Below are 14,991 nucleotides of genomic sequence, written 5' to 3'. Positions count from 1 at the left end.
CGCTCTCACCCTTGTCCCTGTGAGGTCACATGCGCTGCATCATCGCTCGTTTTCCCTTCGAGCTCACCAAGAACGGCGTGCTGGAGTCGATGAAGGGCATCAAGCCCGAACCGGTCACCGGTGTGTCCGTGACCATCGGCCGTCGCCACTACCCCGTCAAGCAGGTGGGTCAGGTCATCACCCGCCAGGACCGCCGTGACTTCAGCACCGCCGAAGTGCTCCGGGCGATGGCTCAGCTCGGCTTCACCTGCAGCTCCGTCCCCGAGGCCGAGCCGGTACCCGTCCTCGACTCGCTCCAGCGAGCTTCCCAGATGCTCGGCGCCCCTGCACCTGCCTGAGCGAGGGGACAGGCGCGAGCCGGCACCTGGACAGCAGAGAGCAGTGTGGCCCCACCCGGCGTACGCCGGGTGGGGCCACACTGCTCCCAAGGGGCTCCCGCCGCAGTGCGGGCTCAGTGGTCGGAATAGCTGAAGTCGCCCATGGTCCAGGCGCTGACGTCCGCGATCGCGACGCGGTACATCCCGCCCGTCTCCGGGATGCCCACCGTGCCCTGCAAGATCCGGGCGACATGGAAGTGAAGATGCGTCGGCGGCCCGTCCCTCTTCGTGGGGGCGTCGAAGACGCCGGCGAACTCGCCCAAGCGCTCCGAATCCGTCAGCACATCGGAAACCCTCTGCCGCCACACGGCTTCGGGGGCCAGTCGACCGGTGATGACAGCACCACCCGTGACCACGGTCAGGGACATCTGGTTGCTCTGCCTGGACTCCACCAGGGCAGCGACGTCAACGAGCAACTCGTCAGGCTTCGACATGAGCCCAACTCTAGTTACGGGCGTCCAGTTGCGTGACCGGCGGCGCCAGCGGGCCGCTACCGGGCGAGGCGATACCACGGCGTTCGAGGCGGACTACCTCATCTTCGAACACGTGAAAATCTACTCTGGCCAGAGTAGACATAGGGCGCTGAGGTCGTTATGGTTTCTCTCGTAGCCGAGATCGAGAAGAGCCCGGCAGACACGAACTGCCGGGCAGTGGTACACGCACGATGAGCAATGCCAGCAGTACGCAGTCCCGGTACGGCAAGTGATTGATGAGAAGAGGAAGAACGGAGGGATCGAACGCCATCAGGATCGCCCGGACGGAACCAAGGGGTCCGGGTACCGCAGGACATCGATAGGCAGGTGGTCTCCGGTCACGCATCCGCGATCCCCGCACTCCCGGCAGCTCCCAGGCCGGACGTGCGGAAACAGTAGGTCGGCGCAGTACGAGTGCCGGCAGATGGTGTAGTAGTTCCTTCGGGGCCCTGGTGCCGGTACGGCGCCAGGGCCCCTCGACGCGTTCCACGGAGAGGTGCAAATGACAGCTGAGGACTCCTTCGACCGTCTCGACGACGACGATTACCCCGCCTACACCATGGGCAGGGCCGCCGAGATGCTCGGCACCACCCAGGGCTTCCTCCGAGCCATCGGCGAGGCCCGTCTCATCACCCCGCTGCGCTCCAAGGGCGGGCACCGGCGCTACTCCCGGTACCAACTGCGCATCGCCGCACGCGCCCGCGAGCTCGTCGACCAGGGCACCCCCATCGAAGCCGCCTGCCGCATCGTCATCCTCGAAGACCAACTCGAAGAAGCCCAGCGCCTCAACGCCGAATACCGCCGCGCCGACGAAGCGGCCAAGCGGCCGGACGCGTCCTCCCGCCCGGCTTCCCCCGCCACGGCTACCGACGAATAGGCGGCTGGGCGGACCGGGAGTCAATGTTGTACGGGACGGGCCCCGTCGGCAGTCCAGTTCATGCTGGTCATGCCCGCGAGGGCTGGCTGTTCCGCCCACAGGAGTACGCTCCGCTGCGCCGAGAACACTTCTTGACCGGCTTCCGTGCCGGTACCCCTCTCGGGGCAACAGCACCGGGCCGGGGCCCCGAGTCCGGGGATGAATTGAGCACCCGCGGCGGCCGCCCGACCGACGATCACCGTGCCCGCCGGGACACGGCCGGGACGCCTCCGACCCGGATGCCGCCTGGCGTGCCGCGGCCCTGCTGCACACACTGGTGCTTCTGGAGCCTCTGCCGCGGTGCAACAGCTGGTTCGCCGCGATCGCCGCTGCCCAGTCCATGGGCCAGTCCGGCGAAGGTATCGATCCGCCCTACGGTGCGCTGTCCGAGCTCGTGCGGAAGGTCCGCGAGCGGGCCGTGGACCTCGGCCAGGTGACCGGGCAACTGCGGGACTGGAGAATCGGCTAGCCCACCGGTCCGGGCTGCAGATATCCCGAGCCGTGAGCCTGCGCCATGGAACGTTGAGCGCCAGACCAGTCCCATATGGGACGATTATCCGGCACGGGCCTTGGCGCCGACAGCCAATCGCCGTCACGACGCGGGGCAGGGAGATATACGGCTATGGGTGTCGGTGATTTCCTCAACATCGACCTGGGCGGGGGCCAGGCACCTGGCACGACAGCGGGGTGCGCTGGACCCTGCGACTGCTGCGACTACCCGCAGGCGGAGCCTCCTGGCCGCAAGCAGCGTGCCCTGCGCGCTGCTCGGTCGGCAGGGATGCTGCTTGGCGCTTTCGCGCTGGTCTTCGTGATCGCCGCCACCGTCGCCGACTGGTGACACGCAAGGTTCCCTGCGTTCTTCTCCCAGGCCGGGCGCGCTGTCTCACGTCGTGGCCAAACTGTTCAGTCTCAGAACTGCGGCCGATCGCCGCATCGAACGGCTGGCGGGACGACATCGCCACCCTTGTAGGTGATGGCGCCGGGCGCCTTGACCAGTGTCGCTCAGCGCTTCAGTTGGCGAGTTGAGTATCTCGGCGGCAAGGTAGTGCCCGGCTCAGGGGGCCACGGCACGACCGGGGCGGAGTCAAAGCTTCTCGCAGCCAATGCTGATGACGATGTCCACTCCAAGTGGGCCAGGGATACTGGTACAGGAGGGGGCGGGTTGCACGGAGGCTGCGGATGCGGTCGGGGCCGCGATGAGACCGAGGCCCAGCACCGTCGTCAGTAATCCGGCGACGGCCAGACGCCGGCGGCTCCTGGGGCGACACATCGTCATGGGATACGTCCCTTCGTCGTAGGTGGTGGGTGTCACCTGACCACCCACGATGTGTTTATGCGGGGAATCGGCTCGAGCCACTCGAAAGTGAGGGTCGACGTCGACGCTTCCGTACTCCTGGACACATGCTTAACTCGCCAGATCAACTGCTAGCTCGCCGACTGAAGCGCTCACAACCAGCCAGTCTCAGGTTCGCAGCCAACTGGCCTTCGCGTGGCCACGGTTCGTGAGATTCGGCCACGGGATTTGAGATCCCACAAAAATCCTCGGGGCTGTCACGGAGGTCTCTCCCATGCCCCGTCCTGTGTGGTCCGGGGCCATCTCTTCACCGTCCCGGACCTGGCCGTCATCCTCCTCGCGGACCCCGACACCATCCTGGCCCGCCTCGAACAGCGCGGCACCAAGCACCGCTTCGAGCTGGACCCCAAGAGCACCCTGCGCGAACTCGAGCTCTACCAGCAGGCGTTGCTCATCCTCGCCGAGCTCGGATACCCCGTCCTGACCATCGACACGACCGACCTCACCCCCCACGGTGTCGCCGAAGCAATCGCCCGCGCCGCACCCGCCCCGGGCGCTACCGTCAACCGCACCGCCCCCACAGCCGGCCCAGAAGAGCCCACACCATGAACCACACCACACCACGCCCCGCCCGCCCATCGTCGACGTCCACGTCCTCGTACGGGACGGGGACAAACTCCTGATGTCCCAGCGCGGCGGGCCCTACGGGTACGGGCAGTGGCACCTGCCATCCGGAAAACGGGACGCCGGCGAACCCCTCGCCGAAGCAGCAGCCTGCGAACTCCTCGAAGAGACCGGACTCTTCGCCGAACCCGAGACGATGACACCCCTGCACACCGTCATCCATCACCTAGGCGACGGCCCCGACCGCATCGGCCTCTTCTACGAGACCACGACGTTCAAAGGCGAAGTCGCGAACCGCGAACCCGACAAGTGCCTGAGGCTGGAATGGTTCGCCGACCAAGCCGCGATGACCTTTCCGGTGGTGGTGTTGAGGGCCGCGAACGGGTCCACGGTGCCGTGGCAGACGTAGTCGAAACTGCGCCGCTCGGGTATGCCCGGGACCATGGGTAGCACCGGTGCGGTCCGCTCCAGGGCTTGGATCTGGGGCTTCTCGTCCACGCTGAAGACGGCCGCCTTGACCGGCGGGGCGAGGTGGAGGCCCACCACGTCGCGGACTTTGTCGATCAGGAACGGGTCGGGTGAGATCTTGAAGGTCTCAGTCCGCCCCGGCTGCAGGCTGAAGGCGTGCCAGATCCGCAGCACGCTCATCGCCGAGATCCCCACGACCTTGGCCAACTCCCGCTTCGACGAGTGCGTCCCGCCCTGTGGCGTCTGCTCCAGGGTGCGGACCACGACCTCTTCCACCTAGGCATCGGTGATGGTCTGCGGCACTCCGGGCCGCGGCTCGTCGGCGAGGCCGTCCAGTCGCCGGGCGAGGAACCGTGTGCGCCAGCGGCGCACGCTATCTCTGCCGACACCGAGTCGCGCGGCGACCACGGTGTTGTTCCAGCCGTTTGCGCACGCCAGCACGATGCGTGCGCGAACGGCCAGTCCCTGGGCGGTCGAGCGGCGTTTGGCCCAGCTCTCCAGCGTCAGCCGCTCGGCCTCCGACAACACGACAGGTTCCAGCTGGGTATCGCCCATCCACCCAGCACAGCGCGAGCGCGCTACCCGCCGCAGCAGCACGCCGCAGTCTGAAAGAGGGGACGCCTCATGTGGCGACCCACAACCTCAAAACCAGATCACTAGTACGTCCTGCGAGGCGCCGTTCCTAGCGCATCAGCAGTCCCCGCATCCCCAGCCTGTAGTGCACGCGCAGCCGGTGTAGCTCCCACAGGCCCACCGCCGTGACGGAGAGCGGGGCGCCCAGGATGAACACGTACCGGATCACCGTCGGCACGCCCTCGTGGGCGCCGGTGAACATGTCGATCAGTGCCATCTCCCACGCCAACGCCATGATCAGCAGCGGCGGCACCGTCTCGTGGATGTCTGCGGTGCGGAACACGTGCTGGACGGCGAGTCCCACGCCCCAGACGACGAACGGCGTCACCCAGAAGAGGACGAAGAGGGTGAACGCGAGGATGAGGCCCTTCGTCACGGTGAAGTGGCCCTCCACGAGGGGTTCCTGGCCCTCGAAGAACCCTGAGAGCACGATGATCGGGAAGACGGAGGCCGCCGCCATCATGGCCACGATCGCGCCGAAGCACCGCCCCGCCCGGCGCAGCAGGTCCCGTCGCGCCGCCGGAGCGGCCAGGCCGTACAGGACGCCGACGACGACCGGGAGGGTAGCCGCCAGCACGAGGGCGCTGGTCCACGACTTGTCGACCTGCTCGTCCGCCGCATCGCTGAGCTTGGGGGCGAGCTTGTAGGCATAAGACATCCACAGGAACGCGCCCACGCCGACCAGGGTCCTGATCTTCCGCATCCGCGCCACCTCACGATCCGAGACGATGCCCGGCCGTGACGGGGTGAAGACCCTGCGCGCGGTGTGGATGGGTCCGATCCGCCGCCGCAGCCGGGTGATCGGCCCGCCCGACGGCGGCACCGGCGGTCCCGGGTAGGGCGGCTGGGGCTGTGGCGGCACGTAGGGCTGGGGCGGATAGGGCTGCGGTGGCTGTGGCTGGTAGGGCTGCGGCCCCTGGGGCGGCTGTCCGCCCGGGTTCCAGTTGCTCATCGTTCGTCCCCCGATATGCGAGTGTGCGCCGCGATGGGCGCGATCACCGAGTGTATTGAGACACAGGGTCCGCGCAGACCTCGCCCCGGGGGGCGTGCACCGAACGGCCACAATTATGCAAGCACCCTTACTCGCTTGTTTTCTTCGGCGCTGCCATGCCCGAGGGGAGGGTCCCGTGCCCGATCCGACGCCCGTGTTCGACGACCTGCGCGAGGAGAGCGAGGAACTCGACCGGCTGATGGCCGAGTTGAGCGCCGAGCAGTGGGCGCTCGCTACCCCGGCGCCCGGCTGGAGCGTCGCCCACCAGATCGCGCATCTCGCCTGGACGGACCATTCGGCGCTGCTGGCCGCGACCGACACGGACGCCTTCCACGTCCTGGTGGAGAAGGCGCTGGTGTCGCCGGGCTCCTTCGTCGACGACGGTGCTGAGGAGGACCGCTACGCCGGGACCTACCTCGGCAAACGCGAACTACGCGCGCTGGTCGCCAACCCCCGCCTCCAGGTCTACGAAGACCCGAAGGCGTTTCCTGACCTGCAACCACTGCGGCCCTGGCGCACGAAACTTTCAAGATCTCTCCGGACCCGCTGGTGATCGACAAGATCCGTGACGTGGTCGGACTGTATCTCGCCCCGCCGGCGAACACGGCCGTCTTCGCGGTCGACGAGAAGCCGCAGATCCAGGCCCTGGAACGGACAGCGCCGGTGCTGCCGATGGTGCCGGGCACCCCTGAGCGCCGCAGCTTCGACTACGTCCGGCAGTTCAACGTGGACACTGCGCTGGCCGACGGTGTCGCGGTCGTCCGCATGTTCCTCGCCGACCGGCTCGGCCTGTTCCTCCAGGGTGAGGAGGCGATGGACCGCATCGACGAAGCCGTCCGTCAACTGGTCGAAGTCCGTGGCCCGGTGGGCACAGCCGACCTGGTCACCGTCCTCACCAGCCTCGTCGCGGCGCTGCTGTCCGCGAACGCCGGACCCGACGGAGATCCGGACGCCCTGTCCGAGGCGGTGATCCGGGCGCAACCCGACATGGCCCGCCAGATGCGGAGAATCGAGAGAGACCGCGCCGACGGCTGACGGTGACCGCGAACTGGGCAACGAGCACTTAGAACCCGTCTCAATACCTCCGGATCAAAGGCGATGCAGTCTCTTTCCCTGTCGGGGTGGCGATTGGTCCTGGTGCCGCCGGCAACTTCTGCAACCGCGCGTCTGCACGCCGAGTCTCCCTTTCCGTGACAACCAACCAGAGGCCGCGTCCGGGGCCAGACGATCGGGAGTTGCGGCTATGGAGGGTGGGCCGGGCTCTCACCGTCACCTTCGCCGCCGCGGTCCTCGTCGCAGCCGGTGTCTTCTACAGCCTGGTGGCCCTGCTGGACTTCCGGGGAATCGACCGCAGCGCGAAGCTCGACGCAAAGACCCTCTTCGACCTGGTGAAACTCTCCTTCGGAGTCGTCGCCGGAGCTGGTGCGCTCGTCGCTCTGGTCGTCGCCTACCGCCGCCAGCGCGTCGACGAGGCCGGCGCCCACCGTGAATCCACCCGGCTGCACACCGAACGCTTCTCCCAGGCCGTCGACAAACTCGGCTCCGACTCCCCAGCCGTCCGGCTCGGCGGCGTCCACGCCCTGGCCGGACTCGCCGACGACGCCCCCGACCAGGGCCAGCGCCAGACGTGCATCGACGTCCTGTGCGCCTACCTCCGCCTGCCCTCCCCTCCCGACCCCGGCGACCCGCCCGCCAACACATCCACCGAGGAACAACACGAGGCTCACCACGACAAGAAGGACCGGTACCTCGCACTACGCGAGGTCCGGCACACAATTCTGCGCCTCATCGCAGAGCACTACCGCATCCCCCAGGGCAGCCACCGCTCGTGGCAGGGCTGCAACCTCGATCTCACCAGAGTCACCATCGACGGCGACATAAACTTCAAGGGCGCGGCGTTCTCCGGCGGCACGGTGTCCTTCTACGACGCGACGTTCACCGGCAGCAGTGTGTCCTTCAACCGTGTGAGCGGCCCGGTCCCCGATGGGCTCCTCGCTGCCGTCGGCAGTCCTGTTCCTGAAACGGTTGTCCTGCCTTCCTCCTGGCTCTCTCATCCCGGGTAGCAGGTCGTTTCATGAGTAACGGCTTGAAACCAGGCGGCACAGCGCCTTTGACTCGGAGGTATCGAGACTGGCTCTGAGCTTGAGTTCTAACCGCGAGGGTGCTGACGGGGGACGAGCGCGTGCTGCGAAGCCTAGGTCCGACCGAGTGCAACTGGCCTGGAACTGAGAAGATGCCCCTGTGACGGACGATGAGGTCATCGACGCTGTCCGGGATTACGCCAGGACACACGGATTGCCGGCACCAGCAACGCGTGAGGCGATCACGGAAGCGGAGCAGGTCATCGGCTTCCCCCTTCCGTCGTTGCTGCATCGCCTGTATCTGGACGTGGCAAACGGAGGTTTCGGGCCGAACGAAGGCATCCTGGGCGTTCGTGGAGGGGCATCACAAGGTGACTGGGAGGACCTTGCCGAGATCTATCAGCATGGGCCGGACCCGTCCGGCCGGATTCCGGTCGGCCTGGTCCCGGTGTACGACTGGGGGTGCGCCATCTGGTCCTTGGTCGACTTCCGAGACCCTGCCGGTCCCATGTGGTGCAACGACCAAGGTGAGTTGTGGCCGCAGGGCCTCAATCTGACGGAGTGGCTGAGCGCCGCCCTGACGGGCTCACTGACCCTTGACACCCTGCTCGCTACGCAGCCCGCCAGCTGAGCAGCAGCGAGTGCGCCCAAGTTTCGGAACACCGGCACAGGAGTGGCGCGTCTACGGCTACGACAACGACAAGGGCCACATTCTCCAGAACCGGGCTACCGGGCGGTGCCTGGACGACAGCGGAGCGGGGCTGCGTACGTGGCCGTGCAACGGCATGGACTTCCAGAACTGGTACGGGGTGGACGCGTCCTGACCGGGTAAGGCGCGACTGCCTCCACCTGAGCGTTCGGCTGGACCGTCAGGACGCTAACAGCTGACTCTGTCACCGGCGGGCTGGGGAACGCGGGTGCTAAGCCGCCCGGCCCGGCCGCCGCCTCCACTCATCGCACGGGTCCGCTTGACAGCGTCATCGATCTCGGCCAGGAACCCTCCGCGTGCCGCTCTCGCGGAGGCTCGCACGGACGAGGCCCGGGGGCCTCGTCCACCTCTCTGGACGGAGCGCCGAGGAAGCCTGCCACTGCCCTCAACCGCTACTGAGAGACACTGAGGTGAGGCGGTTGGAGAGTCGGAGAGAGGGGGCGTGCACGCCGATGGGGCCCTGGAGCCAGCCCGCTCGAGCTGATGCCGCTGCGGGTGACACGGGCCTGAGGCCGCTCGGGCCCGGAGCACACAGGAACGCCACCCCCCGATTCCTTCCGGAGGAGGTGGCGTTCCGAGGTTCACGGGCTCAAGACCCTTGTGGCGGCGGCCTGTCGGCCACGGCTCACGTGCCCGAGAGCTTGCCGCAGTAGACCTTCATCTCCTTGAGCTTGCCGCCGTTGGGGTAAACCCCTTCGTGGGCCCGGGCGACGTACTTCACGTTGCGCATACCGGTCGGCGTGATGCGCATGTCCATGAGGTATCCCTGACGGGCGAGGTCATGGGTGTACACGCGCGAGCCCTTGGTGGACTTGAACTTGTGGCGGACCCAGCCCATGCCCCAGGAGCGGATGACGACCTGCTTTCCGCGTCCGCAGTGCTTGGTGCCGGTCTTCTTCGCCATGACCTTCGTGGAGCGGCCCTTCTTCGACTCGCCGCCGGTCTTGCTGCAGTAGGCGTAGACCTTGGTGAGGTTCTTCTTGGTCGCGCCCCACTCACTGGTGACCTTCCACGTCACCTTCTTGCGCCAGGTGGGAAGGGGGTGGGTGGCGATGCCCGAAGGGTCGAACGCGTAGCGCGCGGAGTGCACCTTGCCGCCCGGAACCTTCCAGGAGAAGCGGGCGTACCCGATGGCCGAGACCATGACGTGCGCGTACTTGCCGCGGCCGCAGCTCTTCGTCCCCTTCTTGGAGTGGAAGCCGTCGGCGGCGGCGGACACGGGCGCCTTGTCGCTCTGTGTGGAGGCGACAGCCGTCGTGGCTCCGCTCGCCCCGACCGGTGCGACGACGGCGGCGGCTGCGACCGCGCTGACCATCAGGCCCGCTCGGCGATTCATTTGCATACAGCGTCTCCCCGTGGATCACGTGTGTTCGTCGCCCCCCCCCCGAAAATAGGGCATGCCATAGCTCATCGGTATTGCACGAAGGGGCAACGCATGGGAGCTCGCTAGTCCTGGTCGTTCAGCTAGGCCCGCAGCCACGTCTCGACCTTGACGACGTGTGCCGGTCAGCCAGGCCGATGCCACGGTGCCTCGGCCGGCGGTGGGGGAGCTCGGCGGGGTGCCACTGGGGTGGCCGGTCGCGGTGACACGGCGTCATGCGATACGTGCCCATCTGCTGGTCCCGGAAGTCAACTGAGCGCATCCACTGGTCGAGGTCCAGTCCCAGCAGGGTGATGAAGGCGGATGTGTCGAGCATGCGCAGCACCACCCTTCCGTCCTCGATGTGAGTGCGGGCCCCGGGCACTACCTGGATGTCGCTGTATTCGTCGGCGCGCGGCAACAGCACCTCTGCCAGGTCCAGGGCCTGGGTCTCGTTCGGGTCGCGCCGCTCGATGTCGGCTTCGAATCGGATGCGGAGGCGGTCGGACCGCGGGTCGACGTACTCGATGCCCCACGGGCGCACGGTGGTGATCCGGCGCCAGGCCAGTGCGGCCATCACCCGGGCTTCCAGGAGCAGTTGGTCGGTGTCCGGCTGCGGGATCAGCTGGGAGCCGGGTGCGGCGGCCTCGACGCGGCGCAGGGCGATCTGCCAGGGCAGTGCGGTGTACAGGCGCAGCAGTTCGGCGCGGCGTTCGATGGCGGTGGCCTTCATGACTCGGAGTTCCTTAAGTGCGGGGAGCTGATCGCAGCCTCGGGGCTGGCCCTGGCCGGCCGGGTGGCAGTCCCGCGTCGATGACCCTCAAGTCGGCTCGGTGGTCGCGCCCCCGGGCGTGGCCACCGAGCCCTGCCAGGCCGCCGGTATGCGGTTCCTGTGACTGAGCCCTTCACATGGCGGGACTCGTCGCCTGAAGCGCACGGCTCGACGGGGACCCGTCAGCGTCCCCGAGGACCTGGCAGTGTGCCCTCACGCACTTCCTTGCCACAGCCGCGGGGCACCTGGGGAGGTGTGTGGCGACCCCTCGTCGGTTCAGTCACGCGTCGCGATGGTTCCGGAACCACTGCACTACCTCGTCGGCATGGGTGTCCGGTGGGAAGACGGGGTAAAAGACGTGCTCGATCGTGGCGCCGCGCAGTACGAGGGTGAGACGCCGGTAGAGTACCTGGCCGTTGGCCTCGAACGTGGGGAGCTTCAGCTCGTCCGCGAGCGTGAGCCGGGGGTCGGAGAGCATCGGGTAGGGCAGGTGCAGGCGGTCCACGAGCGCCTGTTGGTAGTCGGCTCGGTCCGAGGACAGGGCGAGCACACGGTCGACGCCTTCCGCCCGCAGTGCGTCAAGGTTGTCGCGGAAGTTGCAGGCTTCCTGGCTGCATCCGCGAGCGCCGGGGATCTCGTTCCAGCCCTCCGGAATGTCGGCGGCCGGGTCTCCGGTGAGCGGGTAGAGGAAGAGCACCCAGCGGCCCTCGGAGACAACCCCCAGACGTATGTTGCTGCCGTCGGTAGCAGTGAACGACAAGGTTGGGAGCGTTTGGCCCGGCAGGTGGGCGGCGGCGCCGTCGTCTACCGGGGCAGGCAGGTCGGCGGGCAGGGGGTCGGCCTTGGGCGGCATCTCATCGGGCTCCTTCGATGGTTCGGTGGCGGAGGGAAAACCTCGCCGGGCCGCCGCGTCTCGGCGGCTGATCAGCTGTTCCCGGCTGTGCGTCAGCCGGGCGATGAGAAGGTCAAGTGCCTCGATCTTCTGCTGGTAGACCGCCAGGGACTCCGCGCAGTAGTCGCCCGCATCGTGTCCCGCGCGCAGGCAGGCAAGAAAGGGCACGGTCTCCTTGGGCGTGAGACCGAAGGCCCCGAGGCTGCGGATCTCCACTGCCAGCCGGACGTCCTCCGCGGTGTAGTCGCGGTAGCCGTTGGCCGCTCGGCCGGGGCTGAGCAGCCCGCACTCCTCGTAGTAGCGCAGCGCCTTGATCGTCACGCCTGCGGCCGCAGCCGCCTCACCTGCACGCATGTGCACCTCCTCGTCGTCCAGAACGCTAAACCCGGACCTTGGGGGACGGGTCAAGGGCGGGCTGTCAGGTCTCTCTTCGCCGCTCGCCAACTGGAACGCTCAGCTCCGCCAGCTCAAGCGCTCATCCGCCGGGTGAGAGTACGGAGCCTCCTGGACGACCTGGAGCAGCAGCTGGCTGCCCCGCACGCGCGGCGGCCGGGTGCGGCCGCGTGATCCTGTACGTCGATGAGTCGTGGATCCTCGAAGTTGCAGAGCGGGCCGGGCAGCGTGATCCGGGTGTTGACGACTACGGGGTGCCGGTGGCCGCGGTGCCCCGTCACCGCGGTGAGCTCCTGGAGCATCCGGTCTACGACGGGCCCTACGCCCGCGCGGCCGCCCTGGTGCACACGCTGGGGCGGTGCCGGTGGCTGGAGCGCTCGAACCTGACTGTGGCCTGCGCGGTGGCCGTCACGTACCTCGAGGCCAGCAACATCCCCGTCAGCCCCACCCGCGAGCAGCTGACCGCGCTCGCCCACGAGTTGAACAGCCCGCGCTGCACCGTGGCCTCCAACGCCGCGATCCTGCGCACCTGGAAGCCCTGACGCCGGCCGGGCCAACGTCGCGGGCTCATCAGAGCGCTGCGCGTGGGCGAGTCCGCAGGTGCTTCCGCAGCATGGGCAGCAGCGGTGAAACTGTCCGCTGTGAACGCTGACATGAGTGCTCTTGTCACCACGGGCAGCGCCGTGGTGACCACGCTCCTCGGTGTAGTTGCCGGCTCGTACGTCAGCAGCCGGACACAACGTGTACAGCGGTCTTGGGAGCGACAAACGGACGCGTGTGCTCAGGTCCTGCGGGAGTCGGCCGCGATCCTTGTTGCCTTGGCGCGGGTTGCCAAAGAGGCGGCGCGCTCGCCGGGCGCCGTCTCTGATGTCGACTGGCGTCCGTGGAACGACGCCTTGGCCATGGTGAGTCTGGTCGCGGACCATGACGTTGCCGAGGCCGCTCACGCGATCGACGAGCAGATCTGGCGGGCCCATCTGGCACTCGTACGGGGTACGTCCACAGCAGAGCGGTGGTTTGCGCTCCGCGACGAAGTGGAGGGGCAGCGTCGGTTGTTCACCGAGATTGCACGACATCGGCTCGCTGTTCCAGGGCCGGTACCCCGTCGGCTCCATGGACGGCCGGATACGCACGATCCGGTGTGGGAGCACCCGGAGCCACCATCGTCCGCAGCGTGATACCAGGGGCGCCTTCGGCGCTGAGCACTCGTTAGGAGCTGTGGGTGGTGCCTCCTGAGCGTGATGCGGTGATCTCAGCTGCGACGAGGCGGGCTTCCTCGCGCACGTTCTGGCCGGGGTGGTTGAGGAACGGGGCGACCATCGGTAGGGCCTTGGGGGCGCGCGTGGCGCCGAGGATGTAGATCGCGTGCCCGCGCAGTTCGGGTTCCATCGTCGGCATGGATGCCGCCAGTGGTCTGACGAGGTCGAGGGGCAGGCTGTGGTGGTTGAACGCCTCGCTGACCGCGTTCAGCGCGGACTCCCGCACCCGGGTGGCGGGTTCGTTGACGGTCAGGCTGACCAGACGTCCGACGACCTGGCGGGCTGTGTCGGTATCTAGGGCGGTGCCGCGCAGGAGATCCCCGAGCGAGGCGGCGGCGACGTCCCGCCGGTCAGGATCGCGGTCGGTCAGGGCACCGAGTGCTGCGGACAGATGCTTCATGCGGCCGCCTCGGACCGCTTGACCAGGACGCCGTTCTCGAACCGGGCGCCCGCCCGGACGTGAGACACCAGATGGGGGCCGGTGGTCGCGCGCCAGCGCGCCTGAGCAAAGTCGACGAGCTGAATCCCCAGGGAACATGGTGAGGGCCCCAGCACCTTGATGCGCATGCGGTTGCCGTCGTCATCAGCGAGAACGACAAGATTCATCTGTGGGACATCAGCCACGTCTCTCCCTATCCGCTTGGAGCGGCCACTGCGGGCCTGATGGCAGGCCGAAAATGGGCTGTTTTACAGCAGCCCGCCCAGCGGCAGCACCCGCTCGGCGAGTTGCCCGCGCAGCTGCCCGTCGACAACGTCGGCTTCGGTGAACCAGTGGGCGTTCAGCAGCAGTTCGGCGTGCACGGCGATGTCCTCGGCGGGCAGGGCGCAGAACGCGGCCACGGCTTCCAGGTCGATTCCGTCGTTCTCGGCGGTGCCGAGCTGTCCGTCGGGGCGGGTGTGGGCGGCGGTGTACAGGGCGAGGAGTTTCGCGGCGGGGCCGAGTTTCTTCTCGCGGATCTTCCGGGCGCCGGTCACTTTCTGGGCCCAGCCGGAGATCCGGGCGCGGTGGGTCTTGCCGAAGGCGAAGGGGCTGGGCTGATCGGGCAGCAACGCGGGGACGGTGAACGCGCAGGGGTTCTCGGACCGGGAGGCCATCACCTCGGCGGTGGAGCCGGGCAGGATCAGCCAGCCGTCCGAGGCCAGTTGTTCCAGGACCGGTTCGGCGTCGTCTTGGAGCCAGCCGGTCAGGTCCTGGCCGGTGATGTTGCCGGTCCCGGCGCGCGGCCCGCAGAGTGAGCATGAGCACGGCCAGACGCACCCCTGCCTCGGGACGTGGGGTGTGGGCGGTGACGTAGCCGAGCACGCTGCGGGCGTGTTCGGCCTGCGTCCGGCTCAACTGCCGCTCCACCACCGCGCCGTCGCCGCCGCTGCTGATGACCGTGGCGCCTCGGTTGTGGTGCATAGCGAGGGTCGTCTGCGCGGCCGTCTGGGCGCGCTGCGCTTCCTGGCGCAGGGAGTGGTCGCCGGTGACGTCGGCCCACAGCGCGAACGCGTGGGCCTTGCGCTCCTGCAGACCGGAGAGGAGGACGAGGTCGGGTTCGGTGCGCTGCTGGTAGGCGCGGAAGGCGTCGCCGAGCTCGATGCGCAGCACGTCGGGTTCGAGATTCTCCGGCACGGTCCGTTGCGCGATCTTTCCCGAGCGGTTCGCCCGCCGGGACGCGGCGGTGCGGACTCGAGGCATTGACGTCCGCACGGCGGCCTCGGAGGACGCCATGCCCTCGGTGGGGGAGGGGCCCTGGTCGGAGAAGA

The 14,991-nt window shown here is 68.0% G+C and carries 20 protein-coding genes and 2 pseudogenes; 13 read left to right on the top strand and 9 right to left on the bottom strand.

What is annotated here, in order from left to right:
* Positions 1 to 29: 29 nt before the first annotated feature.
* Complete coding sequence (locus tag ACQB60_RS40820; RefSeq protein ID WP_496931158.1) at positions 30 to 338, top strand: SCO5918 family protein; 309 nt, start codon at positions 30 to 32, stop codon at positions 336 to 338.
* 113 nt (positions 339 to 451) lie between these two features.
* Here the strand turns inward: ACQB60_RS40820 and ACQB60_RS40815 are convergent, their stop codons facing one another.
* Positions 452 to 811 (bottom strand): hypothetical protein, encoded by a 360-nt coding sequence (locus tag ACQB60_RS40815; protein WP_496931157.1) that lies wholly within the window; start codon positions 809 to 811, stop codon positions 452 to 454.
* Positions 812 to 1,352: 541 nt separating this feature from the next.
* Here ACQB60_RS40815 and ACQB60_RS40810 point away from each other — a divergent pair.
* From ACQB60_RS40810 to ACQB60_RS40790, 5 genes and pseudogenes are all read left to right on the top strand, one after another.
* A complete protein-coding gene (locus ACQB60_RS40810) occupies positions 1,353 to 1,727 on the top strand; it encodes a MerR family transcriptional regulator (RefSeq protein ID WP_496931156.1) in 375 nt (124 codons plus the stop codon).
* A 265-nt stretch (positions 1,728 to 1,992) separates the two neighbouring features.
* Positions 1,993 to 2,235: pseudogene (locus ACQB60_RS40805) on the top strand (toxin Doc); the annotation flags it as partial.
* A gap of 153 nt (positions 2,236 to 2,388) precedes the next feature.
* The gene (locus ACQB60_RS40800; protein WP_496931155.1) at positions 2,389 to 2,604 is read left to right on the top strand and encodes a hypothetical protein; all 216 of its coding nucleotides are present in this window, start codon (positions 2,389 to 2,391) and stop codon (positions 2,602 to 2,604) included.
* Positions 2,605 to 3,348: 744 nt separating this feature from the next.
* Positions 3,349 to 3,669 carry a hypothetical protein gene (locus ACQB60_RS40795; RefSeq protein WP_496931154.1) on the top strand — a complete coding sequence of 107 codons (321 nt, stop codon included), beginning with the start codon at positions 3,349 to 3,351 and terminating at the stop codon, positions 3,667 to 3,669.
* A gap of 73 nt (positions 3,670 to 3,742) precedes the next feature.
* Complete coding sequence (locus ACQB60_RS40790) at positions 3,743 to 4,093, top strand: NUDIX domain-containing protein (RefSeq protein ID WP_496931153.1); 351 nt, start codon at positions 3,743 to 3,745, stop codon at positions 4,091 to 4,093.
* 335 nt (positions 4,094 to 4,428) lie between these two features.
* Here the strand turns inward: ACQB60_RS40790 and ACQB60_RS40785 are convergent, their stop codons facing one another.
* Both ACQB60_RS40785 and ACQB60_RS40780 read right to left on the bottom strand, forming a co-directional pair.
* Positions 4,429 to 4,707 carry a helix-turn-helix domain-containing protein gene (locus tag ACQB60_RS40785; protein ID WP_496931152.1) on the bottom strand — a complete coding sequence of 93 codons (279 nt, stop codon included), beginning with the start codon at positions 4,705 to 4,707 and terminating at the stop codon, positions 4,429 to 4,431.
* Positions 4,708 to 4,834: 127 nt separating this feature from the next.
* On the bottom strand, positions 4,835 to 5,737 hold the full coding sequence (locus tag ACQB60_RS40780; protein WP_496931151.1) for a hypothetical protein: 903 nt from the start codon (positions 5,735 to 5,737) through the stop codon (positions 4,835 to 4,837).
* Positions 5,738 to 5,912: 175 nt separating this feature from the next.
* Here ACQB60_RS40780 and ACQB60_RS40775 point away from each other — a divergent pair, with 175 nt between their 5' ends.
* The 5 genes and pseudogenes from ACQB60_RS40775 (at position 5,913) to ACQB60_RS40755 (ending at position 8,681) form a co-directional block, all read left to right on the top strand.
* On the top strand, positions 5,913 to 6,329 hold the full coding sequence (locus ACQB60_RS40775; protein ID WP_496931150.1) for a maleylpyruvate isomerase N-terminal domain-containing protein: 417 nt from the start codon (positions 5,913 to 5,915) through the stop codon (positions 6,327 to 6,329).
* Positions 6,296 to 6,493: pseudogene (locus tag ACQB60_RS40770) on the top strand (IS630 family transposase); the annotation flags it as partial. The gene ACQB60_RS40775 and the pseudogene ACQB60_RS40770, both read left to right, overlap by 34 nt.
* Before the next feature lie 518 nt (positions 6,494 to 7,011).
* Positions 7,012 to 7,839, top strand: coding sequence for a pentapeptide repeat-containing protein (locus tag ACQB60_RS40765; RefSeq protein ID WP_496931149.1), 828 nt, complete (start codon positions 7,012 to 7,014; stop codon positions 7,837 to 7,839).
* 178 nt (positions 7,840 to 8,017) lie between these two features.
* Positions 8,018 to 8,488, top strand: coding sequence for an SMI1/KNR4 family protein (locus tag ACQB60_RS40760; RefSeq protein ID WP_496931148.1), 471 nt, complete (start codon positions 8,018 to 8,020; stop codon positions 8,486 to 8,488).
* 10 nt (positions 8,489 to 8,498) lie between these two features.
* Entirely contained in the window at positions 8,499 to 8,681 is a 183-nt protein-coding gene (locus ACQB60_RS40755; protein ID WP_496931147.1) for an RICIN domain-containing protein, read from the top strand.
* Between the two features lie 510 nt (positions 8,682 to 9,191).
* On the opposite strand, the gene ACQB60_RS40750 is transcribed toward ACQB60_RS40755, so the two are convergent.
* From ACQB60_RS40750 to ACQB60_RS40740, 3 genes are all read right to left on the bottom strand, one after another.
* Positions 9,192 to 9,902 (bottom strand): hypothetical protein, encoded by a 711-nt coding sequence (locus ACQB60_RS40750; RefSeq protein ID WP_496931146.1) that lies wholly within the window; start codon positions 9,900 to 9,902, stop codon positions 9,192 to 9,194.
* 124 nt (positions 9,903 to 10,026) lie between these two features.
* Positions 10,027 to 10,659 carry a hypothetical protein gene (locus ACQB60_RS40745; protein WP_496931145.1) on the bottom strand — a complete coding sequence of 211 codons (633 nt, stop codon included), beginning with the start codon at positions 10,657 to 10,659 and terminating at the stop codon, positions 10,027 to 10,029.
* A 319-nt stretch (positions 10,660 to 10,978) separates the two neighbouring features.
* Positions 10,979 to 11,944 (bottom strand): MerR family transcriptional regulator, encoded by a 966-nt coding sequence (locus ACQB60_RS40740; RefSeq protein WP_496931144.1) that lies wholly within the window; start codon positions 11,942 to 11,944, stop codon positions 10,979 to 10,981.
* Between the two features lie 209 nt (positions 11,945 to 12,153).
* Here ACQB60_RS40740 and ACQB60_RS40735 point away from each other — a divergent pair, with 209 nt between their 5' ends.
* On the top strand, positions 12,154 to 12,525 hold the full coding sequence (locus ACQB60_RS40735; RefSeq protein ID WP_496931143.1) for a fic family toxin-antitoxin system, toxin component: 372 nt from the start codon (positions 12,154 to 12,156) through the stop codon (positions 12,523 to 12,525).
* A gap of 667 nt (positions 12,526 to 13,192) precedes the next feature.
* Here the strand turns inward: ACQB60_RS40735 and ACQB60_RS40730 are convergent.
* The 3 genes from ACQB60_RS40730 to ACQB60_RS40720 form a co-directional block, all read right to left on the bottom strand.
* Positions 13,193 to 13,642 (bottom strand): HEAT repeat domain-containing protein, encoded by a 450-nt coding sequence (locus tag ACQB60_RS40730; RefSeq protein WP_496931142.1) that lies wholly within the window; start codon positions 13,640 to 13,642, stop codon positions 13,193 to 13,195.
* Positions 13,639 to 13,866 (bottom strand): hypothetical protein, encoded by a 228-nt coding sequence (locus ACQB60_RS40725; RefSeq protein ID WP_496931216.1) that lies wholly within the window; start codon positions 13,864 to 13,866, stop codon positions 13,639 to 13,641. The genes ACQB60_RS40730 and ACQB60_RS40725 overlap by 4 nt, the downstream gene beginning before the upstream one ends.
* A 63-nt stretch (positions 13,867 to 13,929) precedes the next feature.
* Positions 13,930 to 14,337 carry a hypothetical protein gene (locus ACQB60_RS40720; RefSeq protein ID WP_496931141.1) on the bottom strand — a complete coding sequence of 136 codons (408 nt, stop codon included), beginning with the start codon at positions 14,335 to 14,337 and terminating at the stop codon, positions 13,930 to 13,932.
* 217 nt (positions 14,338 to 14,554) lie between these two features.
* Here ACQB60_RS40720 and ACQB60_RS40715 point away from each other — a divergent pair, with 217 nt between their 5' ends.
* Entirely contained in the window at positions 14,555 to 14,926 is a 372-nt protein-coding gene (locus tag ACQB60_RS40715; protein WP_496931140.1) for a hypothetical protein, read from the top strand.
* The last annotated feature ends 65 nt before the right edge of the window (positions 14,927 to 14,991 follow it).

This window comes from Streptomyces odontotermitis (assembly GCF_050510915.1).
In the GTDB taxonomy this organism is placed as follows: domain Bacteria; phylum Actinomycetota; class Actinomycetes; order Streptomycetales; family Streptomycetaceae; genus Streptomyces.
This window is presented reverse-complemented; position numbering and strand designations above follow the sequence as displayed.